Origin of the sequence: Bradyrhizobium sp. CSA112 (assembly GCF_029051645.1) — a bacterium.
Taxonomy (GTDB): Bacteria; Pseudomonadota; Alphaproteobacteria; order Rhizobiales; family Xanthobacteraceae; genus Bradyrhizobium.
In genome coordinates this window covers 1-21,294 of record NZ_JAACFS010000032.1, presented here as the reverse complement: position 1 = coordinate 21,294, position 21,294 = coordinate 1, and the positions used below count along the sequence as shown (strand labels likewise).

Genomic DNA, 21,294 nt, shown 5'->3' with positions numbered 1-21,294 from the left:
GCGAAGCGAAGCAATCCATGGTCACCTCATATGCGGAAGGATGGATTGCTTCGCTGCGCTCGCAATGACGTGGACATAGCTTCGCGTTCTCGCGGCGCATTTCGCCCGAGATTTGCTTGAAACTTCCCGCCCATGATTTGCCCGTCGGGTTGATTGGTCGCAGCCTTTGCAAGGCGAGGGACGCGTTTGCGTCGGGCAATTTCCCTCGTCGTCCCGGCCAGGCGAACAACGCGAGCGCGAGCCGGGACCCATACGCCGCGGCCGTGGTTATCAGGCTCGCGGGTCGACGGCTTTCTTTCAGCAACACAACCCTGTGGCTATGGGTCCCTGCTGCTTTCGCAGGGACGACCACGAACGGCTCAATGCCTGAAGTGCCTGATGCCCGTGAACACCATGGCGATGCCGTGATCGTCGGCGGCCTTGATGACTTCCTCGTCGCGGATCGAGCCGCCAGGCTGGATGACGGCGGTGGCGCCGGCTTCGATGCAGGCCAGCATGCCATCGGCGAACGGGAAAAACGCGTCGGAAGCGACGACCGAGCCCTTGGTCAGGGGCTCGGCGAGCTTTGCGTCGGCCGCCGCATCCTGCGCCTTGCGGGCGGCAATGCGCGCGGAATCGACACGGCTCATCTGGCCGGCGCCGATGCCGACGGTTGCGAGATCCTTGGCGTAGATGATGGTGTTCGACTTGACATGCTTGGCGACGCGGAAAGCGAATTTGAGATCGCGCAGCTCGGCGTCGGTCGGCGCGCGTTTGGTCACGGTCTTCAGCGTGATGTCGTCGACGACAGCATTGTCGCGGCTCTGCACCAGTAGGCCGCCGGCGACGGTCTTTGCCGTGAGGCCCGGCGCGCGCGGGTCGGGCAGGCTGCCGGCGAGGAGAAGCCGGAGGTTCTTCCGCTTCGCGACGATCGCGATGGCTTCTTCGGTCGCGTCCGGCGCAATGATCACTTCGGTCAGGATTTCCGTGATGACGCGCGCGGCTTCGGCGTCGAGCGTGCGATTGACGGCGATGATGCCGCCATAGGGCGACTGCGTGTCGCAGGCGAACGCCTTGCGATAGGCGCTGACCAGGTCGGAACCTTCGGCGACGCCGCAGGGGTTGGCGTGCTTGACGATGACACAGGCAGCGGTACGCGCCGGGTCGAACTCGGCGATGCATTCATAGGCGGCATCGGTATCGTTGATGTTGTTGTAGGACAGCTCTCTGCCCTGCAATTGCCGCGCCGTGGCGACGCCGGGGCGTTTGTCGGGCGTGCGATAGAATGCGGCCGTCTGGTGCGGGTTCTCGCCGTAGCGCAAGGACTGGATCAGCCGGCCGCCGAAGGCGCGGAAATCCGGCGCGTCGTTCTTGAGCACACCAGCGAACCAGTTCGAAATCGCGGCATCATAGGCAGCGGTGCGGGCATAGGCCTTGGCGGCAAGGCGGCGGCGCAGTGCGAGCGTCGTTGCGCCCTTGTTGGCAGAGAGCTCATCGAGCACGGCCTGGTAATCCTGCGCCTCCACAACGACAGTGACGTCATCGTGATTTTTCGCCGCCGCCCGGATCATCGCGGGACCGCCGATGTCGATATTTTCGATGCAGTCTTCATAGCCGGCGCCTTGGTCGACGGTTGCCTCGAACGGGTAAAGGTTGACCACGAGCAGATCGATCGGCGCGATGCCATGCGCCTTCATGGCGTCGGCATGCTCCTTGCTGTTGCGGATCGCGAGCAGCCCGCCATGCACTTTGGGATGCAGCGTCTTGACCCGGCCGTCCATCATCTCGGGAGAGCCCGTCAGCTCCGAGACGTCCCTGACCTGCAGCCCGGCCGCCGCGATCGCCTTGGCGGTGCCGCCCGTTGAGACGAGCTCGACGCCATGTCCTGCGAGCGCCTTGGCGAATTCGATCAGGCCGGTCTTGTCGGAAACGGACAATAGAGCGCGGGTTACACGGCGCGGATGGTCGGTCATGGCTTAGTCCTGTGTGGAAAGGCCGCCGGGTAGCACGGTTTTGCGTGCCATGAAACCCACCGTCGATGCGGATTGCCGCCGAAATTGAAGGGGATCGTCATGCCCGGGCTTGTCCCGGGCATCCACGTCTTGGCCCCCAATGAAGCAGAAAAGACGTAGATGGCCGGGACAAGCCCGGGCATGACGGAACAGCGATATCTGAAGACCCTATAGCGGCAGTTCCGGCTCGCGCCGCGCATTGCGCCGGGCGGTCGTCCCGGCCGCCGACGTCGATGAGCGGACAAAACTCCAGCGGATCGAGGAAGCGTGGCGGGAATCCTGGCGGATCACGATCTGGGCGGTGCGGCGGGGGCCGTCATTGCCGGCCAGAAACACGCTATCCTCGAGGTCGACCTTGTCGTCGAGCGCCTCGAAGGTCCAGACGTCGCGGCTCGGCAATACCAGCATGACGCCGCGCGCGTCGCTAAGGCGGCTCGCCTTCACCGCGGGATGCAGATGAAACCGCAGGGCAAAGTCGGTTTCGGCGCCCTTGATACGCGCCCCCGGCGCCGGCGACACCGTGTCTTCGCCGTCGAGCCTTCCGCCGTCCTGGGAGATCATCAGCACCCGGCGATGCAGGACGCCGAACCGCGCGAGATAGCCGTCATGCGACGTGGTCAGGAGATCGCCGCCGGCCACCGCCTCGCGGTAGCTTTCCACATTGGCCGGACCGCTGACGACAGGCGCGCCCTGCAGCAGGCGCTTCATCGCCGACAGCTCGACGAACTGGCACGAGGACGTGTTGTGATAGGTCAGGGTCGAATGCGCCACGGTGCTGCGCGCAAAGGTGCGCCAATTGTCGCGGCCGGTCGAGGGCATGCCGCAATTGATGACGATCCGGCTCGGTCCGGAAGACAATTCGAACGAGAGGCAGCCGGCGTGCGCTTCCTGGCTGATGTTCGGCGGCGGCGACGGGCCGGTGTCCATGATGACGGTCGTGGTGCCGGCATCGAGGCGCTGGAAGCCGGTATGCGGCATGTTCGCCATCGGCACGCCGTGGGTGTCGTCATAGGCGAGCAGCGTCGCCACCAGATCAGACGGCGCGTTGCTCATGCCGTTGAACAGCGCAAAACTGCCGTCGCCGTGGCGGAAGAAGCGCAGCATCGGCATCATGCGGTCGATCGCATTCAGCAGCGCCGGCGGCGGCGCGATGTTGCGGGCGGCAAATGTCTGCCGCAGCGGCAGCAGGTCGCTGAGCAGTTCGACCAGCGCGCCGGGATTGCGCGAGATGTGCCCGCCGTCCGGCATGATCTGCCGCTGCAATTCGTCGGAAAGCCGTCGCGTGGCGGAACGGATGTGACGCGCCTGATTGGCAAGGCACAGCGAGGCGTAGCACAACGCGATCAGGACCTGCAGTCGCGGCACGCCGTCGGCGATGTCGAGCATCGCGTAGCGCAAATAGCGGATCTCGCGAGTCAGCCCGCGCAGATATTTGCGATAGAATTTTCCGTCGGTGTCGCCGAGCACCAGCGGCGCCTGCGACAATAGCGAGATCACGCGGCGCGCCAGCACGTCGGGGCGGCGCTCGAGCGGCCGCTTGCGTGCCGGGTTCGAGATCCAGTCGTCGACCAGCGACCGGGCATTGGCGCGGGTCAGCGCGGTGTCGGCGGCGCGCAGGTGCCGCAGCCAGCCGAAGCCGAGCAGGGCGACCTCCCAATCCTCCGACGGCGGTTCGAGGTCGAAGATCGAGCGGCCATGGCAGGTCACGATCTTGCCGGCGAACACGAAGCGGCCGGCATAGATTTCGGCGGCGCGGGTGGCGTCGGCGGTGCGCAGGTCATGCGGCGCGATGATCAGCCGATCGGCGCGGCCCGGCCACAGCCGCGACACCGCCACCGTTGCGCCGGTCGCGCGCGCGATCACGGTCCGCGCCGAGCGGCTCATGATAAGCGTCGAGATGCGTCTGCGTTGAGCGACCGACACGCCGTACCTTGGCTTACGAGGGAGGGGTATTCAGGCGAATCCTTTTAATCCGGAAACGCCGCCGTGACACCATCTTGAATAGGCGCGAATCACCCGTGGGCCTGGAAATTACGGTTTAAAATCAGGATTTAACCAGCCGCGCGGCGTAAAATCCATCCAGCCCGCCGAGCCGGGGGTCGGTATGGGGCAAATGGCAGGGCAGGGTCCGCAAATCACCGTTTGCGGTCACGATTTCGCTGAGGCCGGCGACCTCGGCCACTTCGATCGGCGCACGGCGCACGCCGGATTCGGTGGCCAACAGGGAAGCGATCGCCTGCTCGCCTTCCTCCGGCTCCAGCGAACAGGTGCAATAAACCAGCGTGCCGCCCGGTTTGAGCAGCGCGACCGCCTTCTGCAGTAATCGTTTCTGCAATGCCGCCAACGCGGCAATATCAGTCTCCTGCCGCAGCCAGGCCACGTCGGGGTGACGCCTTATGGTGCCGGTGGAGGTGCAGGGCGCGTCGACCAGCACGCCGTCGAAGCCTTCATTGCCGCTACCGGGCCACTCGGCGGCATCGGTCACCACGTCATCGGCATGCAGCGAGAGACGCGCCAGATTGTCGCGCAGCCTCGCCATGCGCGCCGGCGATCGATCGACCGCGGTCACGCGCGCACCGGCTTGCGCCAGTTGCGCGGTTTTACCGCCGGGCGCGGCGCAGAGGTCGACAATGCTCTTGCCGCCGACGTCGCCGAACAGCCGCGCCGGCAGCGCGGCGGCGGCGTCCTGCACCCACCATTGGCCATCGGTGAATCCGGGCAACATGGTCACCGAACCCTGCAGCAAGGTGCGCACGGTGCCGGTCGGCAAGACTTCACCGTGCAGGCGGCTCGCCCATTGCGCCGCGTCTGATTTCACGGTGATGTCGAGCGACGGTTCGTGGCCGACGGCGAGCGCCATCTGCCGCGCCGTGGCCTCGCCATATGCGCCGATCCAGCGCGTCAATAGCCACGGTGGAACGTCCAGGTTCTGCGATTTGACTTCGTCGATCAGTGGTTGTCCCTCGCGGGCGCAACGGCGCAGCACCGCGTTGACGAGGCCGGCATATTTCGCGGCGCGGCGGTCCGATTGCACCAGCCGCACCGACAGATCGACGGCGGCATGATCGGGCACGTCCATCCAGAGAATCTGCGCGGCGCCGATCAACAGCGCGCTCTGCGCGCGCGGCGCGTCCGTCGGGATTCCGCGATCGAGCAGGCGCGACAACAAATGGCCGAGCGTGCCGAGCCGCCGCAGGATCGTCGCCACCAGCCGCCGCATCAATGCGCGGTCGCGATCGGCGAGCGTTTTCAGTCCGGGATGGGCGGCTGCGCCGTCGAGCTGATCGTCGAGGGTGCGATGCTTGTGCAGCACGCCGTCGAGGATGTCAGCCGCGATGCGCCGTGCGGCGAGACCGGGCACTTCGGAAGGTACTGCGAATCTTGAAGGGGGCATGAAGCAGCAATGTCTCGGGAGGCGGAAAGGTTTCGGCTCATGCCATGGAAAATGATGAGGAATTCGTTTGGCATGCGAATATGCCAAATGTAAGAATCGCCACAGACAATTTCACGATTGTGATGTCATCTATGGGCCTATTCCCGTGTTATGGGAGAGTTGCGATGACCGACAATTCTTCATTCCCCCCGCCGGTCGCGGAACGCAAGAAGCTGACGCCCGCCGCCGAGCGCGCGCTCGCCGAGGCCGAGGTGCGCCGCAAAGCTGCCGAGGCCGGCGCCACCACGCTGCAGAAGGAATTTCAGGGCCCGAAGGGTCCGGAGCCGACCCGCTATGGCGATTGGGAGCGGAGGGGGATCGCCTCGGATTTTTGAGTCCGCGGGCCTTGCGGGATGACCCGACTCAGCCCTTAGTCCGGGAATATGTCCCCATACGAGAGAATAAATGCTTATCGGGCCCCGCGCCGGGGCCCCTGGCGCCGCTGGTTTGCGGCGGCCTTGCCCTGGGTGTTCGTGTTTTGCGTGGCGGCGGGGACCATGCTGCCGGTGCGGGATTGGGTGCGCTGGCCTTGGCCGCATTCCCTCGACAGTCAGGCGGCGCGCGATGCCGAGACCATCTGGAAGCGAGCCGGAAATTCGGACACGCGTCACGCCGTCGACGTCATCCGCACGATTGATGGCGACACGTTCGAGGCGCGGGTTCACCTGGAGCCGGGTCTCGATCTCAACACGCGGGTTCGCCTGCGCGGCATCGATGCGCCTGAATTGAAAGCTGCGTGTCCGGAGGAGCTGCAGATGGCGGAGGCTGCCACGGGCGCGTTGCGCGCATTGCTCGGTGAAGGCGACGTCAGGATCTTCAATATCGGACCGGACAAATACGGCGGCAGGGTCGTGGCCGAGGTTGCAACCAGGCGCACGGGGAATATTTCGGCGGCCATGCTCGCGGCAGGGCATGTCCGCAGCTACGGCGGCGGTCATCGCAACGGGTGGTGCGCGAATGCAGGACAAACACCGCTCAAATGAAAAAGCGGCGCAATTGCGCGGCTCTTGTCTTCAATCCAATGCGTGGATCAGCGCGTGACGGTCACGGTCGTTCCGACCGGTACGCGTTGATAGAGATCCGAGATGTCGTCGTTGAGCATACGGATGCAACCATAGGACACGAAGCCGCCGACCGAGCCAGGCACATTGGTGCCGTGAATGGCATACTCGCCGCCGGCGAGCGTCATCGCCGCGACGCCCATCGGGTTGCGTGGCGAGCCGCCGGGAATGACATCGGGCATCCCAGGCTTGTCGCGCCTGACGTCGCTCGGCGGCGACCATGCCGGGTTGAGATACTTGCCTTCGATCTTCGTGGTGCCGGACCACTGCTTGCCGGCCTTGCCGACGCCGACAGGATAGCGCATGGCGCGGCCGGATTCGAGAATGAGATAGAGACGTCGCTCGTGGGTCTTCACCACGATCGTGCCCGGCGCGTAATCGCCGCTGATGTCGACCAGCTCCGGCCTCGCTTGCGCCTGCGACGACATCATAGTGCCCGCAGCCAAGGTGGCGGCCAACGCCACCGCAATCCCCTTCGACATTCCCAGCTCCACTTTGCCCGCCCCTTTCGGGGGTCCTCAAAATGTCCTTTCAAACCTCGACGGCCCGCCGTTTCGTCGCGCGTTTAGATTAGTCGCGCGAACTGACCGGTTGGTTTCACAACGGTTTTCGAGACTGGTTTCGATGGGGGAACAAAGAAAATGTTCGAAATAAAGTGAATGATTTGAAAACAACTCATTGCAGCGAAAAGCCCGCCGAAGCGGGCTCGCCACTAACAACCGCGTGAGCGCGACAGGATTGTCGGCCTCGCCCCGGACCAGAATTAATGTGATCCGTCACCCTGAGGAGCCGCCAACGGGTCCGCGCGTAGCGCGGCCCGATGACAGGCTCCGCGGCGTCTCGAAGGGCGACGGCCACCAGCCGGGCCGTTATCCTTCGAGGCTCGCTTCGCTCGCACCTCGATGACGGAGCCTAATCATCAGGCCTTACGCCGGCGCGCCCTTCTTGTTCTGCCGGTTCTGCACGAGATCATCGACCACTGCAGGGTCGGCGAGCGTCGAGGTGTCGCCAAGGCTGGACGGCTCGTCCTCGGCGATCTTGCGCAGGATGCGCCGCATGATCTTGCCGGAGCGGGTTTTTGGCAGGCCCGGCGCGAACTGGATCTGGTCTGGGGAAGCGATCGGGCCGATGTCCTTGCGCACCCAGGCGACCAGCTCTTTGCGCAACTCCTCGGTCGGTTCGGTGCCGGCCATCAGCGTCACATAGGCGTAGATGCCCTGGCCCTTGATGTCGTGTGGATAACCGACAACGGCGGCTTCCGACACTTTTGCATGTGCGACGAGCGAGCTTTCGACCTCGGCGGTGCCCATGCGGTGGCCGGAGACGTTGATGACGTCGTCGACGCGGCCGGTGATCCAGTAATAGCCGTCGGCATCCCTGCGGCAGCCATCGCCGGTGAAGTACTTGCCCTTGTACGTCGAGAAATAGGTCTGCTCGAAACGGGCGTGGTCGCCATAGACCGTGCGCATCATTCCCGGCCAGGACTTGATGAGGCAGAGATTGCCTGTGGCTTCGCCCTCGAGCACCTTGCCGTCGGCATCGACGATCTCAGGCACCACGCCGAAGAACGGCCGCGTCGCCGAACCCGGCTTGAGTTTTGTGGCGCCCGGCAGCGGCGTGATCAGGATGCCGCCGGTCTCGGTCTGCCACCAGGTGTCGACGATCGGACAGCGGCCGTCGCCGACCACGCGATAATACCATTCCCAGGCCTCCGGATTGATCGGCTCGCCGACGGTGCCGAGCAGACGCAGGCTCTTGCGCGAGGTCTTCTGCACCGGTCCGTCGCCACTCTGCATCAGCGCGCGGATCGCGGTTGGCGCGGTGTAGAAGATGTTGACGTTGTGCTTGTCGATCACGTTCCAGAAGCGCGAATTGTCCGGATAGTTCGGCACGCCTTCGAACATCAGCGTGGTCGCGCCGTTCGCCAGCGGCCCATAGATAATGTAGCTGTGGCCGGTGACCCAGCCGACGTCGGCGGTGCACCAGAAGATGTCGCCGTCGTGATAGTCGAACACGTATTGATGCGTCATCGCCGCGTAGACGAGATAGCCGCCGGTCGTGTGCAGCACGCCCTTGGGCTGGCCGGTGGAGCCCGATGTATAGAGGATGAACAGCGGATCTTCCGCGTGCATATGCTCGGCCGGGCATTCCGTGGTCACAAGCGCGGCGGCTTCGTGGTACCAGAAATCTCGCACCGGGTTCATGTCGATGGCTGCACCGGTGCGCTTGACCACCACGACCCAATCGACGCCGCCGGCTTTCGCAACAGCGGCATCGACATTGGCCTTCAGCGGCACCTTCTTGCCGCCGCGCAGCCCCTCGTCGGCGGTGATGATGACCTTGGACTGGCAGTCGGTGATGCGCTGGGCGAGGCTGTCGGGCGAGAAGCCGGCGAACACGACCGAATGAATGGCGCCGATCCGCGCGCAGGCCAGCATCGCGTAAGCGGCTTCCGGGATCATCGGCAGGTAGATCGTGACGCGGTCGCCCTTCTTGACGTTCCGCGTGCGCAGGATGTTGGCCATCTTGCAGACTTCGTCGTGCAACTGCCGGTAGGTGATGTGCTTGGACTGCGAGGGGTCGTCGCCCTCCCAGATGATCGCGGTCTGGTGGCCGCGCTTGTCGAGGTGCCGGTCGATGCAGTTCCAGGCCGCGTTCAGGACGCCGTCCTCGAACCATTTGATCGAGATGTTGCCGGGGGCAAAGGAGGCGTTCTCGACCTTGTGGAAGGGCTTGATCCAGTCGAGGCGCTTGGCTTGCTCGCCCCAGAAGCCGTTGGGGTCCGAGACCGAGCGGGCATACATTTCGCGGTACTTGGCGTCGTCGACATAGGCGCGCTTGGCCCAATCCGCGGACACGTCGTAAATTTTCTCGGACATTCTTTTCCTCCCACTCGTTGCGGCCGGATATTGGACGGCCGCAAGCCGTCCTGATTGTTGCAGCGATTATGCGTCGCGGGGCAATGCCCGGACAAGGCGGAACGTCTGCGACCTTGGTCGGTCAGCCGGTTTCCGGTCTTGTCACGGATCAAAGTCGCATCATTTTCGCCGACACGTTTCAGGGCGAAATCAACGTTATCGCCGGAATGGCCTCCATGAAAGGTATCTAATAACCATTAATGACGGAATCGGGACTCGCAAAGCGGTTCATTACCCCCTAAATGGCCTCCCCGGGGCCGGCGGCCCTCCGGAACCAAGCCACAACAAGCGGCATTACCGGCGAAACAGGCGGAGCAAGGCGACAACGGTATGATGGATCAGCAGAGTTTCGAGGCTACGCGGCCCGTTTCCGCCGATCCCGCCGTTGCATTGGCCGAAGCGCTCGGGCAACTGCCGAAGGCACCGGTCAAAACGCCGCTCAAATCGTCCGCGGCAAAGCCGCACATCGTCGCAAAAACCTCCGTCGAAGAGCTGGCCCAGGAACTCGGGCTCAAGCTCGGCGACCAGACCGGGCTGACCATCCGCCGCATCAAGCGCGGAAAAATGTATTCATTCGTTCGTGCCAACGGCACGCAGATCCGTCATGCCGGCACCATCCGCCGCCTGCATTCAATGGCGGTGCCGCCGGCCTATCGCGATGTGCGCTATTCGGTCGATCCGAACTCCCATCTGCAGGCCGTCGGCATCGACGCGGCAGGGCGGCTGCAGTACCGCTACCATGTCGATTGGGAAAAGGTCCGCGAGCAGCGCAAGGCGCATCGCCTGGCGCGGCTGGTGGCCGCCTTGCCGAAGATCCGCCGCAACGTCTCGGCGCATCTGTCCGGTGACGAGCCGACGCGCGAATTCGCGCTCTCTGCGGTGATCGAACTGATCGCACGCACTGCAATCCGCCCGGGCAATGAGTCCTACGCCCGCCTCAACGGCACCCGCGGTGCGACCACGCTGTTGAAGTCCAACGTCACGCTGGAAGACGACAGCTTCGTCCTGACCTTCAAGGCCAAGGGCGGCAAGGCCGTGCGCAAGGAATGCGACGCCGCAAAATTGGTGCGCGCCATCGGCATCCTGCGCACCGTGCCGGGCAAGCGCATGTTCCAGTACCGCGACAATTCCGGCACCGTTCGCACGGTTTCGACCACCACGGTGAATGCGTTCCTGCGCGAGATCGCCGGCATCAAGATTTCGCTGAAGGATTTCCGCACCCTGATGGCCTCGGCCGTGGTGCTGGAATCATTGTCGCGGATTTCACCGGCAGCGAGCGCCCGCGGCCGCAAGAAGCAGGTGCTGGATGCGGTGCGTGCGGCGGCGGACGAGCTATCGAACACGCCCGCGATCTGCCGCAAGAGCTATGTCCACGACACCATCGTCACCGCGTTCGAGGATGGCATCCTCGAGCGCTTTGCCGCGACGATGAAGGGTTATCGCACGCAAGCCAAGCGCGAAGCGCTGCTGGCGCAGGTGGTGACCGCGGCCGCGGCGGCGTAAGGCGAAGCCGTAGGGTGGGCAAAGCGTAGCGTGCCCACAATTCAGAACATCGCGAGTAGACAGATGGTGGGCACGCTTCGCTTTGCCCACCCTACGCAATGACGCCCTACAGCCCGCCCATCTTGCAGACCATCTTCCACTCTTCCGCCGTCACCGGCTGCACCGAGAGCCGCGAATATTTCACCAGCGCCATGTCGGCGAGCTTCTTGTCGGCCTTGATCGCGGCCATCGTCACCGGCGTCTTCAACGGCTTGTCCGCCTTGATGTCGACGCAGACGAATTTGCCGGTCTTGTCGGTCGGATCGGGGTAGGCCTCCTTGATGACCTCCGCGATGCCGACGATCTCCTTGCCCTCGTTGGAGTGATAGAAGAAGGCCTTGTCGCCTTTCTTCATGTTCACGAGATTCTGCCGGGCCGTGAAGTTGCGCACGCCGGTCCAGGCTTCGCCCTTTGCTCCCTTGGCGACCTGCTGGTCCCACGACCAGGTTGAGGGTTCGGATTTCACCAGCCAGTAATTCATGACGCCCACCACCTGCTCGTCATGGCCGGATTTGTTCCGGCCATCCACGTCTTCCATTGACGCTATTATCCAAGACGTGGATGCCCGCGACAAGAAGTTCGAAGACGCGCGTCGCGCTTTTTGCGCGGGCATGACCGGAAGAAACTATTCCTCCGCCTTGAACGGCCGCGTCAGCAGGCCCTCTATCGCGGCGTCGATCGTCACCTTGCCGGCCAGGATCGCGGCGACCGCACTTGATACCGGCATATCGACATTTTGCGAAGCCGCCAGTTCGATCAGGACCGGCGCGGTGAATTCGCCTTCGGCGAGCTTGTCGCGGTTCGGCTGTTCGCCGCGGCCGAGCGCGATGCCGAATGCAAGATTGCGCGACTGCGGACTGGAGCAGCTCAGGATCAGATCGCCGAGACCCGACAGGCCCGCCAATGTTTCGCGGCGCGCGCCGCAGGCGCGGCCGAGCCGGGCGAGTTCGCTGAAGCCGCGGGTGGTCAGCGCGGCCAGCGCCGAGGCGCCGAGCTCTCGGCCGACGACGATCCCGGCAGCGATCGCCAGCACGTTCTTGGCCGCGCCGCCGATCTCGACGCCGCGGACATCCGTGGTGTGATAGGGCCGGAAAGTTGCCGAGCCCAGCGCCTGCACCAGATCGCCTGCCAGCTTTTCATCCCTTGCGGCAAGCGTTACGGCCGTCGGGAGGCCTCGCGCCACGTCGTCAGCGAAATTCGGCCCCGACAGGATCGCAGGAATTGCATGCGGCATGGTCTCCGTGATGACCTCGGTCATGAACCGATGCGTGCCGCGCTCGATGCCCTTGGCGCAGGCGACGACGGGCGTCGTTGGCTTGAGGAACGGCGCAAGCGTTGTCGCGGCGTCGCGCAAACTTTGCGCCGGCGTCGCAAGCAGGACAATGTCCGCGCGTGCAGCCTCCGCCATATCGGCCGTGATGTTGATAGTTTTGTCGAGGCTTACGCCGGGCAGCCTGGTATTTTGCCGCGTCGCCTTGATCTGTGCGGCGCTCTCGGCGCTCCGCGCATAAAGCGTGACTCCGCGGCCGGCGCGCGCAGCGGCGCTCGCCAGCGCGGTGCCATAGGCGCCGGCGCCGATCACCGCAACGGAGTTGAAGGGCGCCATATCAGAATCCTGCACGCGTGTTGGCGAAGCCGGCCGGCGCTGTCGCGTTGGCATCTAACAGCCAGCGCGCGCGTGGCGGCGCATCCATCGTATCGGTCAGCCCGAGCGCCATTCGTTCCGCGCCGGCCCAGGCGATCATCGCGCCATTATCGGTACACAGCGCGGGCGGCGGAATGATCAGCGTGGTCTGCGCTTTCGCGGCAACGTCCTGCAACGCGCCGCGAATAGCGTGATTGGCCGCAACGCCGCCGGCAGCGACCAGCGCGCGGGGCGGGCCGAATTGTTCATGAAACAGGCGCAAGCCCACGCTCAATCGATCCGCCGTCGATTCCAGCACCGCGGCCTGAAAACTGGCGCAGAGATCGCTGACGTCCTGCGGCTCCAGCGGCGTCATGCGGCTGGCCTCGTTGCGGACCGCGGTCTTCAGTCCCGACAGCGAGAAATTCGCATCGGGACGTCCGAGCATCGGCCGCGGAAAGGCGAACCGTTTGGCGTCGCCGCTGGCGGCGGCACGCTCGACCTCCGGCCCGCCCGGATAGGGCAGCGACAGCATTTTGGCGACTTTGTCGAAGGCTTCGCCCATCGCGTCGTCGACCGTGGTGCCGAGCCGCACATACTTGCCGACGCCGACCACGGCGACGATCTGGGTGTGACCGCCCGAGGCAAGGAACAGACAATAGGGAAAAGCCAGCGCGCAGGTGAGCCGCGGCGTCAGCGCGTGGGCTTCGAGATGATTGACCGCGATCAGCGGCGTGTCGTGCACCATCGCAATCGCTTTTGCAGTCGTGAGGCCGACGATCACGCCGCCGATCAGGCCGGGGCCGGCGGCAGCCGCCACCGCCGAGAGTTGCGCAAAGCCGACATTCGCGTCTTTCATGGCCTGGCCGACGATGCCGTCAAGCAGATCGACATGGGCGCGCGCCGCGATTTCCGGCACAACGCCGCCGAAACGGGCGTGTTCTGATGTCTGCGAGCGCACGATATTGGACAGGATCTTTCCGCTGCCGTCGCGCTGGCGTTCCACCACGGCGGCTGCGGTTTCATCGCAGGTGGTTTCGATACCCAGCACCAGCATCGGCTTGTCGTTGTCCAATTTGTTCCCTTGCGCTATCGCAAAAAACAACGCTTCCGTAACCGGGTAGCACTACGAGGTCGCAACGTGCAATCGCTCGTGACTACCGAAATCGCCTTGGGGAGATCTGAAATATGGCCGTTCTCGTCACGCGCCCGCATCCGGATGATGAGACGACGGCCGAGGCCCTCCGCGCGCGGGGGTTCGACGTGCTGCGCGCGCCGATGCTGCGGTTCGAGCCGGTCCCGTTCCAGGACGATGCGGATGCGACCTACGGCGCCGTCATCGTCACCAGCGCCAATGCGCTGCGTGCCGTCGCGCCCTACCTTGCCGACAGCCGGCTTCTCAAACTGCCGGTGTTCGCGGTCGGAGAGAACACCGCGGCGGCGGCGCGCGATGCCTGCTTTGGCGAGGTGATTGCGTCAAAGGGTGACGCCGGCGCGTTGCGCGATCTGGTGCTGGCCAGCGCGAAGTCGAAGCAACTGAAGAAAACCAATCCGCTGCTGTACCTTGCCGGCGCGGATCTCGCGCGCGACCTGGGAAACGAACTCGGCGAGAACGGTTTTGCGGTGGTGACGCGCACCACCTATCGGATGGTGCCTGCGCCCAGCCTGCCACGGGACGTATGTGACGCTTTCGTGGCGCATGAGGTCGAGGCCGTGCTGCATTACTCGCGGCGCAGCGCGCGGGCATTCCTGGAAGCGGCGCGTTCCGGTGGCGTCGAAATCTCGGCGCTGGCGCTGCCGCAATGCTGCATTTCGGCGGCCGTCGCCGCGGTCCTGCGGGACGCCGGCGCGCCCCAGGTGACGGTGGCGGCTTCGCCCGATGAAAATGCCCTGTTCGAGGCGCTGGGCCGGGCGTTGCAACCCCGTTTGGGTTCTAATCTTTAAGTCTGAGCATGGTCTTATCGGAAAACCGGTGCCGCCATGGCCGGATCATGCTCTAAGACGTCCCGATTCTGCTAAGTTCCGGCACCTAACCACCAGAGGGAACCGCTGTGATGGTCGATGACAGGCCCGAAGACACTGGATCGCTGCCCGAGTCGGGCCGGCCGAAGCGCGAGCCGCCGACCATCGACCTCGACGCGAGCGAAGTGTCGAGCGAGACCAGGGCGGCTGCCGAGGCGCCGCCCGAGCCCGTGGCTGAGCCCGCGCCTGAGGTTACGGCCGAGCCGACGCCCGGGATCGCCGCGTCTTCAACTGCGCAGTCTCCGGTTGACGAGCCGGCGCCGCGGCCTGTCTCGCCCTGGGTCGTCGCGCCGGTTTCCGGGGCGGTCGCGGCTGCGCTGGTGATCGGTGTCGGCTGGATGCTGGGCTGGCCCGCGATTCAGCCCGCCGCTGCGCCGCCTGCACCGCAGCTCAATGCCACCATCGACGGTCTCACCGCGCGCCTTGCGGGCCTGGAGTCGAAAGCGGGTAAGCCAGCGGCCGATCCCGCCGCTGCCGCGCGCGCCGACGCCTTGGAAAAATCGGTCGCCACGCTGCGCACCGAACTCGCCGCGACGCGCGCGCAAGGCGAGAAGCTGGCATCCGCCATCAATGAGGTGAGAACTGCGCCGCGCGGCGACGGCGCCGCGTCTGTCGATCTCTCGGGGGTCGATGAACGGATTGCGAAAATCGAAAGCCAGATGCGGGCGCAGAACGCCGAGATCGCGCAGCAAGGCAGCAAGCTTGCCGACGTCAAACCTGCCGACGATCTGCCGCTGCGCCGCCTGGTGGCGGGAGCGCTGCTCGATGTGCTGGTTCGGATCGGCGATCCCTATCCGGCCGCGCTCGCCGCGACGAAGGCGCTGGCGTCCAATCCGGACGTCCTGAAGCCGCTCGATCAATTTGCAGAGAAGGGCGTGCCGAATGCCGGCAAGCTGAGCACGGAACTGCTGGCGTTGGTGCCGAAGCTGTTGCCGGCCGCCCAGCAGAGCACCGCTACGACCGGCACGGGCATCGTCGAGCGTCTGCAGGCGGGCGCCGCCAAACTGGTGAAAATCGAGCGCACCGACACCGCCGGCACTGATCGCGGCGCGGTGGTGGCGCGGGTGACGGCAGCGGCGCTGCGAAACGATTTCAATGAAGCGCGGCGGGAATTGAAGACGCTTGAGCCGGCCGATCGCGCCGCGGCGCAATCATGGCTTGAAAGCGCCGATGCGCGCGACGCCGCACTGGCCGCATCCCGTCAATTCGCTACCGACGCCATGGCCGCGCTCGCCAAACCGGCGCAATAAGGATTTCAATGGTCCGGATCATTCTGTTTCTGTTGCTGATCGCGCTGGGTGCGGCCGGCGCGGCCTGGGTCGCCGAACAGACCGGCGATGTCGTGCTGTCATGGGGCGGCTACCGCATCCAGACCACGCTGCCGGTGTTCATGCTGGCGCTCGGCATCGTGATTGTCGTGGCCATGATGGCGTGGGCGATCCTGCGCGGCCTGTGGCTGACGCCGGAGCGTCTCCGGCGTAACCGGCGCGAACGGCGCCATGCCCGCGGCCGGCATGCGATTACGCAAGGACTGCTCGCGATCGGCCATGGCGATTCCACCGCCGCCCGTATCCACGCCGAAGCCGCTCGAAAACATGCGGCGCATGATCCGCTGTCCCTGCTGCTGCATGCGCAATCAGCGCAGCTCGATGGCGACCGCGAGGGCGCGCAGCGCGCCTTCCGCGCCATGGCCGAGCGTGAGGACACGCGGCTGCTCGGCCTGCGCGGCCTGTTCATCGAGGCGCAGCGCGCCGACGATCCCGTCGCTGCCGTGATGGTCGCCGAGGAAGCGCTAAAACTGTCGCCGTCCTCGTCATGGGCGTCGCATGCCGTGCTCGGCTTCTGCTGCGCCAAGGGCGATTGGGCCGGTGCGCTGAAGATCCTCGACAACAATCAATCGGCCGGACTGATCGACAAGGCGACCTATCGCAGGCAGCGCGGCGTGCTGCTAACGGCGCGGGCGCTCGAGCTCGAAAAGGTCGATCGCGACCTGGCGCGCGAGAGCGTGATGGAAGCGGTCAAGCTGGCGCCGACGCTGGTGCCGGCCGCGGTGCTTGCGAGCAAGTTCGAAAGCGAGGCGCATCAGACGCGGCGTTCGATGCGTCTCGTCGAGACCGCGTGGCTGGCGCAGCCGCATCCCGATCTTGCGGACGCCTATGCCCATGTGAAGTTGGGGGATTCCGCACGCCAACGGCTGGTGCGGGTCGAGACGCTCGCGGCGAAGATGCCCGGCCACATCGAGGGCGCGCTGGCGATTGCGCGCGCCGCGATCGACGCGTCCGAATTTACCAAGGCGCGCGAGGCACTGGCGCCGTTTATCGCAGCTCCTACGCAGCGGGTCGCGCTGTTGATGGCGGAGCTCGAACGCACCGAGCATGGCGATAGCGGCCGGGCGCGGGCATGGACCTTGCGCGCGGTGCGCGCACTGCACGATCCGGCCTGGACCGCGGACGGCTATGTCAGCGATCGCTGGCGGCCGGTCTCTCCGGTCACGGGGCGGCTGGATGCCTTCCAGTGGCAGACGCCCGTCGCAGCGCTGCCGTCCGACAAGGGACCCGCGATCGAATCTTCGGCGTTCGAGGAAGCCATGCTGGCGACGCCGCGCCGCGCCGTCGTGCTTGAGCCGCCGACCCCGGTCGTGCATGAGCCGGCGCCCATCGTCCCGTCGCCTTCGGCCGCGCCCGCTGCTTCTATCACCCCGGCGCCAGCCGCGCAGGACAATGCTCCGCCGCCGGCTGCCGCCGCCGAAGCGACCCCGACTGAGACGACCCTCGCCGAGACAGCTCCCTCCGAAGCCGCCACCCCCAGCGCCACCGCGCCCGTTCCGTCACCGGCACCGGCCGAACCGGCACCGGCCCGGCCAGCCCCCTTGTTCCGGTCGCGGCAGGATATCCCGAAGGCTGTTCCAGCCCCCATTCCTGCCGTGATTCCCATCATCCGGGCGCCTGACGACCCCGGAATCGACGAGGACGGCCCGGCGGACGAATTTGCGGAACAAATCGGCCAGCCCAAGGCGCAGGCCGGCGGCTGGCGGGGATTTTTGTCACGCTGGGGCGGCAACTAGGTTTTTAAGGCCCGCGTTTTTCTTGCCAATCGGGGCCGTGCCCGATATCAGGTGCGGGCGTTTCCGGCTCGTTCCGGACGCTGCGTTTGGTCCGCCGCAATAGCTCAGTTGGTAGAGCACGTCATTCGTAATGACGGGGTCACAGGTTCGAGTCCTGTTTGCGGCACCAGCCTTTCAAACTCCACTGAACAATCAACGCCTGCGTTCGCGAAGGCGTTTGCGTGACCTGTCTCACATAACAATCCGGCCACCGGTCGTAGTCTCCCTGCAACCAATTAGGGGAGACATTATCATGCGCAAATTCATTCTGATCGCAGGGTTCGTCTTGGCATCCGCCACCGCGCAGGCTGCTGACCGGAGCCTTTCACTGGGCGTAAGCGAGACGGCACCGGTTGCCACGCCGAAGGCTGCCCAAGGATCGAAGTCCGCCGAAGCGCCTCAGGCTGCGGAAGCGCCGAAATATGTCGAACGGCCGGCGGTCGTTGAACCCAAGGCCGAAACACCGAAGGCCGAGGCCCCCAAGCCGGCTGCAAGGGTCGAGCAGCCCGCGGCTGAGCGGTCGAAAGCCGAGCGCGCAAGACCTGCGGCCCGGAGAATGGCGTCAATGTCGAGGACCATGAAGCCGCGCCTCACGCGCCGCTGGGTCGAAGCGCGCATCGTCCGTGAACTGCACCGGCACGGCATTTACTGGTAGTTGCAAAAACAAAACGCGCCCCCGGGTTTGAAGCCGACGGGCGCGTTTTTCGTTGACGACGCCGGAGCCGATGTCGGCTCCCCGGTAAAGCGCTTACTGCGAAACCGTCTGCACCACGCTGCTGATCGGGCGGCTGGCGACCGCCGGCACCTTCTGGTCCTTCACCAGCATCGCGTCATATTCGGCCAGGGTTTCGAGCTGCTCCTTGGCCTTCATCTGCACGACCTTGTAGCCGCCGGCCTTCAGGCGGCGAAGCAGCGTCGGCAAGGCAATTGCCGTGTTCTTCTGCAGATCGTGCATCAGGATGACGCCCTTGCCCTGCTTGTCGAGCTTGGTCATGACGTTCTGGATGACCTGGTCGGGACCCGACGATTTGAAGTCGTTGGAATCAACATCGACTGAAAACATCGAGATGTTGCGCGAGGCGAGATAGCCGAGGGCCGGCTGCGTGTGCGCAAGCCCCGGGAAGCGGAAGAACGGCGCAGGCGCGGTCCCCAGCGCCATCTTCACGGCACTAAAGCCCTTCTCGATCTCTTCCTTGGCCTGCGCTTCGGTCAGTTTCTTGCTGTCGAGATGGGCGTGCGACCAGGTGTGCGAGCCGATGGTGTGGCCGGCGGCCGCGACCTGCTTCAGAATCTCCGGATGATAGGTGGTGTGCTTGCCGACCGGGAAGAACAGGGCTTTCGTGCATTCGTCCGCAAGCGCCTTGAGCACCGCCGGCGTGGTCGGCCACGGGCCGTCGTCAAACGTCAGCACCACTTCCTTGTCGGTCAGGAAGTCGAACTGCTTGTATTGCAGGAAGCCGAAGCCGGGGCCGCCAGTGGTGTCGATCACGACGGTGCGGCTGACGCCGAGTGCGTCGGGATTGGCGCAGGCCGATCGCATCGGCTGGGCAGCCGGAACCGACGCGGGGGCAGGGGCGGGCTTCGTGAGGGAAGCGGTGATCTCGACGTCGTCCTTCAGCGCGGGCCTGGCTGCGGCGGATGCCGGCAGCGGCTCGGCCGCACGGGCGGCGACGGTTTGAGGTGGGGCCGCAGCCTGCGGCGAGGAGGTCCAGAACCAAACGCCGGTGATCACCAGCGCCGTCACTACACTGGCCAGCATCAGGCCCAACGCATTACGCATCGCTACTCTTTCCACATACTCGGGGAACACACGCAACGGGCCATTAATGCCAACAATGTCTTAACGTCTCGCGAACACGCGCCGGGAAGGCGAAGAAGATGAGGGGCTTATGTCTGAGTGAGGTCAGTCACAGTCGGCGGCGGGTCCCAGGCGCATGCTCCCACCATCATCAACGGGCCCGCGTTGCCGGGCCAATGGGAGCCGACAATGACCGCACTGTTCTTCAACACCGTTCGCAAAGTCAGTTTAGCGCTGACCTTCGCCGCCTCGTTCTCCGCCGTTTCGTCTAGCGCGAGCTTCGCCTTCAGCGCCGAAGCGCAGCAGATGTGCACCGGCGACGCGTTCCGCCTCTGCAGCTCCGAAATCCCCAATATCCCGAAGATCACCGCCTGCATGATCAAGCATCGCGCCGATCTGAGCGCCGGCTGCCGTGGGGTGATGGATCGCAATCTCGCGGCGCAGAAGTCCGGCAAGCTCGCCGCGCACTAATCGGCTCACTCGTTGGCTCCCGGGAACGCTTGCGTCGATGCGACGCAGGCGTTTTTCGTTTCGCGGCGTTCACAACGCGAACGGTTGGGCCATTTCAGCGTTCACAAATGCGTGCACCCCGGATTTCGGCGCACTGGATTCCCGTTCTGACGCGTTTTCCTGACGCGAACCGGTTCCCACCTCTCTCGAAAACGCTGTAGAACGCGCTGATTGCGTTTCTCCGGTGTGAAGGCATAACAAATGACCAAGATCCTTTTCGTCATTCCCCTGATCCTGATGGCCTCAAGCGTGTCGGCACAAACGCAAAAAAGAGAGGGGCATGACGAGTGCGCGCGCGACGTCTCGCGGTATTGCCGGGCGCAGATGCAGGATGGCGATCAGGTCATTCTGGCCTGCCTGAAGCAGAACCGCGCCAAGATCAGCAAGGCCTGCCAGCGGAAGCTAGCGAGCGCCGGGCAGTAGAAGGCGCCGGGCAGCCGCGACCTATCCCGCCCCATTGCCGTTGGCGCGCAGCGATTGGTAGAAATCGTAGACCAGCAGCGCCATCACCAATACGCAGATGATGATCAGCGGCACCGCCTTGATCCACCAGAGCATGATGCCGAGAAACGCGCAGACGCCCGCAATGCCGATTAGTCCGGTGACGAAGTTGGTCATCTGCCGCTCCTTGTTTTCGCGCGACCCGCAGCGGTCTTCGCAGGCGCGGCGCCGCCGCGGCCGCGTTTTCCAAGAGTTTTGACAAGCCAGTTGGCCGTTCGCAACAGCCGCGCATCGTTGCCGCGGCGTCCGACCAGTTGCACGCCGATGGGCAGGCCGCTTTCTGACTGCAGCAGCGGCAGCGTCACTGCCGGCGTGCCGAGATATGTCCACATCGAGCAGAATGCCGGGTTTCCGGTGCTGTCGAGTCCGCGCGGCGCCGGGCCGGGCGCCGCCGGGGTCAAAATCGCGTCGTATTCGTCAAACACGCCGTCGAGCGCCGCGTTGAGCGTCGCGCTGCCGGCCAGCGCCCGCGTGTAGTCGACGGCGAGAGTCTTGCGCCCACGCTCGATCAAGGCGCGCAGCACCTTGCTCAGGGAATCGCCGCCCCGCTCGAAATCGCGGTGCAGGTTGTGCGCCATCTCCACTTCCATGACGGTGCGGTGCATGTCGATGGCACGGTCGAAACTTTGCCCGATCTCGACTTCGGAAACGTGCTCGCCCAGCGCTTCCAACAGTTCGGCAAATGCCTCCGTGGTCACCTTCTCGGCATGCGTCCAGGCCGGCGAACGGACAAAGGCGAAACGCGGCGGCAGTGGCGGCTCGCTTGTCGCCACCTCGACGAAGGGCGGGCG

The 21,294-nt window shown here is 65.0% G+C and carries 20 protein-coding genes and 1 tRNA gene; 10 read left to right on the top strand and 11 right to left on the bottom strand.

All coding sequences use genetic code 11. The features are described from left to right. Positions 1–359: 359 nt before the first annotated feature. The 3 genes from purH to GWE18_RS32865 all read right to left on the bottom strand — a co-directional run bounded on the left by purH (position 360) and on the right by GWE18_RS32865 (position 5,385). Positions 360–1,952 (bottom strand): bifunctional phosphoribosylaminoimidazolecarboxamide formyltransferase/IMP cyclohydrolase, encoded by a 1,593-nt coding sequence (gene purH / locus GWE18_RS32875; RefSeq protein WP_275189853.1) that lies wholly within the window; start codon positions 1,950–1,952, stop codon positions 360–362. Between the two features lie 207 nt (positions 1,953–2,159). After that, positions 2,160–3,875: a heparinase II/III family protein gene (locus tag GWE18_RS32870; RefSeq protein ID WP_275189852.1), complete on the bottom strand. Its 1,716-nt coding sequence runs from the start codon at positions 3,873–3,875 to the stop codon at positions 2,160–2,162. Between the two features lie 160 nt (positions 3,876–4,035). Beyond that, the gene (locus tag GWE18_RS32865; RefSeq protein ID WP_275189851.1) at positions 4,036–5,385 is read right to left on the bottom strand and encodes an RsmB/NOP family class I SAM-dependent RNA methyltransferase; all 1,350 of its coding nucleotides are present in this window, start codon (positions 5,383–5,385) and stop codon (positions 4,036–4,038) included. A 164-nt stretch (positions 5,386–5,549) separates the two neighbouring features. Here GWE18_RS32865 and GWE18_RS32860 point away from each other — a divergent pair, with 164 nt between their 5' ends. Then, positions 5,550–5,759, top strand: a complete 210-nt coding sequence (locus tag GWE18_RS32860; RefSeq protein ID WP_275189850.1) for a DUF1674 domain-containing protein — start codon at positions 5,550–5,552, stop codon at positions 5,757–5,759. 48 nt (positions 5,760–5,807) lie between these two features. Beyond that, the gene (locus tag GWE18_RS32855; protein ID WP_275189849.1) at positions 5,808–6,407 is read left to right on the top strand and encodes a thermonuclease family protein; all 600 of its coding nucleotides are present in this window, start codon (positions 5,808–5,810) and stop codon (positions 6,405–6,407) included. A gap of 47 nt (positions 6,408–6,454) precedes the next feature. Here the strand turns inward: GWE18_RS32855 and GWE18_RS32850 are convergent, their stop codons facing one another. Both GWE18_RS32850 and acs read right to left on the bottom strand, forming a co-directional pair. Continuing rightward, positions 6,455–6,967, bottom strand: coding sequence for a L,D-transpeptidase (locus tag GWE18_RS32850; protein WP_275189848.1), 513 nt, complete (start codon positions 6,965–6,967; stop codon positions 6,455–6,457). A 444-nt stretch (positions 6,968–7,411) separates the two neighbouring features. Further along, the gene (gene acs, locus GWE18_RS32845; protein ID WP_275189847.1) at positions 7,412–9,364 is read right to left on the bottom strand and encodes an acetate--CoA ligase; all 1,953 of its coding nucleotides are present in this window, start codon (positions 9,362–9,364) and stop codon (positions 7,412–7,414) included. 369 nt (positions 9,365–9,733) lie between these two features. On the opposite strand from acs, the gene GWE18_RS32840 reads away from it, so the two are divergent. Next, positions 9,734–10,906, top strand: coding sequence for a DNA topoisomerase IB (locus GWE18_RS32840; RefSeq protein ID WP_275189846.1), 1,173 nt, complete (start codon positions 9,734–9,736; stop codon positions 10,904–10,906). A gap of 106 nt (positions 10,907–11,012) precedes the next feature. Here the strand turns inward: GWE18_RS32840 and GWE18_RS32835 are convergent, their stop codons facing one another. The 3 genes from GWE18_RS32835 to tsaD all read right to left on the bottom strand — a co-directional run bounded on the left by GWE18_RS32835 (position 11,013) and on the right by tsaD (position 13,626). Then, entirely contained in the window at positions 11,013–11,426 is a 414-nt protein-coding gene (locus GWE18_RS32835) for an EVE domain-containing protein (protein WP_275189907.1), read from the bottom strand. Between the two features lie 144 nt (positions 11,427–11,570). Beyond that, on the bottom strand, positions 11,571–12,551 hold the full coding sequence (locus GWE18_RS32830; RefSeq protein WP_275189845.1) for an NAD(P)H-dependent glycerol-3-phosphate dehydrogenase: 981 nt from the start codon (positions 12,549–12,551) through the stop codon (positions 11,571–11,573). 1 nt (position 12,552) lies between these two features. Next, on the bottom strand, positions 12,553–13,626 hold the full coding sequence (gene tsaD / locus GWE18_RS32825; protein ID WP_275189906.1) for a tRNA (adenosine(37)-N6)-threonylcarbamoyltransferase complex transferase subunit TsaD: 1,074 nt from the start codon (positions 13,624–13,626) through the stop codon (positions 12,553–12,555). Positions 13,627–13,757: 131 nt separating this feature from the next. Here tsaD and GWE18_RS32820 point away from each other — a divergent pair, with 131 nt between their 5' ends. The 5 genes from GWE18_RS32820 to GWE18_RS32800 all read left to right on the top strand — a co-directional run bounded on the left by GWE18_RS32820 (position 13,758) and on the right by GWE18_RS32800 (position 18,349). After that, a complete protein-coding gene (locus tag GWE18_RS32820) occupies positions 13,758–14,513 on the top strand; it encodes a uroporphyrinogen-III synthase (protein ID WP_275189844.1) in 756 nt (251 codons plus the stop codon). Between the two features lie 110 nt (positions 14,514–14,623). Next, complete coding sequence (locus tag GWE18_RS32815; RefSeq protein WP_275189843.1) at positions 14,624–15,841, top strand: hypothetical protein; 1,218 nt, start codon at positions 14,624–14,626, stop codon at positions 15,839–15,841. An 8-nt stretch (positions 15,842–15,849) separates the two neighbouring features. Continuing rightward, the gene (locus GWE18_RS32810; RefSeq protein ID WP_275189842.1) at positions 15,850–17,655 is read left to right on the top strand and encodes a heme biosynthesis HemY N-terminal domain-containing protein; all 1,806 of its coding nucleotides are present in this window, start codon (positions 15,850–15,852) and stop codon (positions 17,653–17,655) included. Positions 17,656–17,748: 93 nt separating this feature from the next. Then, a tRNA-Thr gene (locus GWE18_RS32805) sits at positions 17,749–17,824 on the top strand. Positions 17,825–17,947: 123 nt separating this feature from the next. Beyond that, on the top strand, positions 17,948–18,349 hold the full coding sequence (locus GWE18_RS32800) for a hypothetical protein (RefSeq protein ID WP_275189841.1): 402 nt from the start codon (positions 17,948–17,950) through the stop codon (positions 18,347–18,349). A gap of 93 nt (positions 18,350–18,442) precedes the next feature. Here the strand turns inward: GWE18_RS32800 and GWE18_RS32795 are convergent, their stop codons facing one another. Further along, on the bottom strand, positions 18,443–19,474 hold the full coding sequence (locus GWE18_RS32795; RefSeq protein WP_275189840.1) for a polysaccharide deacetylase family protein: 1,032 nt from the start codon (positions 19,472–19,474) through the stop codon (positions 18,443–18,445). Between the two features lie 207 nt (positions 19,475–19,681). Here GWE18_RS32795 and GWE18_RS32790 point away from each other — a divergent pair, with 207 nt between their 5' ends. Together GWE18_RS32790 and GWE18_RS32785 are read left to right on the top strand one after the other, a co-directional pair. Beyond that, positions 19,682–19,963 carry a hypothetical protein gene (locus GWE18_RS32790; protein ID WP_275189839.1) on the top strand — a complete coding sequence of 94 codons (282 nt, stop codon included), beginning with the start codon at positions 19,682–19,684 and terminating at the stop codon, positions 19,961–19,963. A 240-nt stretch (positions 19,964–20,203) separates the two neighbouring features. Beyond that, the gene (locus tag GWE18_RS32785; protein WP_275189838.1) at positions 20,204–20,425 is read left to right on the top strand and encodes a hypothetical protein; all 222 of its coding nucleotides are present in this window, start codon (positions 20,204–20,206) and stop codon (positions 20,423–20,425) included. Positions 20,426–20,446: 21 nt separating this feature from the next. On the opposite strand, the gene GWE18_RS32780 is transcribed toward GWE18_RS32785, so the two are convergent. Together GWE18_RS32780 and GWE18_RS32775 are read right to left on the bottom strand one after the other, a co-directional pair. Then, entirely contained in the window at positions 20,447–20,620 is a 174-nt protein-coding gene (locus GWE18_RS32780) for a hypothetical protein (protein ID WP_275189837.1), read from the bottom strand. After that, on the bottom strand, positions 20,617–21,294 hold a 678-nt coding region (locus GWE18_RS32775), incomplete at its 5' end, for an amidase family protein (RefSeq protein ID WP_275189836.1). The genes GWE18_RS32780 and GWE18_RS32775, both read right to left, overlap by 4 nt.